Here is a 734-nt window from a genome sequence, read left to right on the forward strand (position 1 = left end):
GCATAGGTCAACGAGCCGCAACAGGGTTGGTTGCGATAGCGGCGGACGCCCGCCAACCCGCAGCGCTCGCTTCAGGCGCCCACTGCTTGCCCCCCGTCCCGGTGCCCGCCTATTGCCTGTCGCATGCATTGCTGAGACATCGCTCGTGACGTCCCCCGCGACGGGAATTGCTCGATCCTTCGATCGTCGCATAGATCGAAGGAACATTTTAGACGTATCGAATGTTCAAATCCTATGGACAACCGAACCCAACTTTCACCAGCTCAATCGAGAGCAGCACGCGCCCTGCTGAACTGGCCGCGAGTACGGCTTGCCGCAAAAGCGAGCGTTAGCGAAATGACGATCAGAGATTTTGAGAACGGTATTCGAAATCCGCGTCCCCACAAGATCGCGGCCATGCGTCAGGCGTTTGAGGACGCGGGAATTGCTTTCACCTTCGAAGGCGCTCCATCGCTAGCCCGCCCTGAAGGGCATAGCAGTCTCTCCACCACCAATAGAATGTGGCGCAGCCGGCAGAGACAAGCATAACGATAAAGGTCCTTGAGCCTCGTATTAGCAATCCACTTGACCCACGGCCCACCTAAAGGGGCGAGCCAAGAAACCGGTCAAGCCGGTGAGGCGTCGTTGCTGTATGCATCGTTTGAACATTACTTCGGATACGCTCCTGACTTCTTCATTGACCTCGTCAGGCTTGGTACCGGCATCACCGGCGGCTGGTCCGCAAGGTCGCTGGC

At 57.9% G+C, this 734-nt stretch carries 2 protein-coding genes; both read left to right on the plus strand.

The genetic code is table 11. The annotated features are described in order from the left end of the window. Positions 1-234: 234 nt before the first annotated feature. Complete coding sequence (locus EN914_RS37260; RefSeq protein WP_013525096.1) at positions 235-528, plus strand: helix-turn-helix transcriptional regulator; 294 nt, start codon at positions 235-237, stop codon at positions 526-528. A 12-nt stretch (positions 529-540) separates the two neighbouring features. Continuing rightward, the coding region (locus EN914_RS38890) for a hypothetical protein (RefSeq protein ID WP_206527348.1) at positions 541-734 on the plus strand (194 nt) is incomplete at its 3' end.

This window comes from Mesorhizobium sp. M7A.F.Ca.CA.001.08.2.1, from assembly GCF_003998455.1.
GTDB lineage: Bacteria > Pseudomonadota > Alphaproteobacteria > Rhizobiales > Rhizobiaceae > Mesorhizobium > Mesorhizobium ciceri.

Coding starts and splice junctions, on each gene's coding strand:
- EN914_RS37260 (WP_013525096.1), top strand. CDS start 235: ATGGACAACCGAACCCAACTTTCACCAGCTCAATCGAGAGCAGCACGC.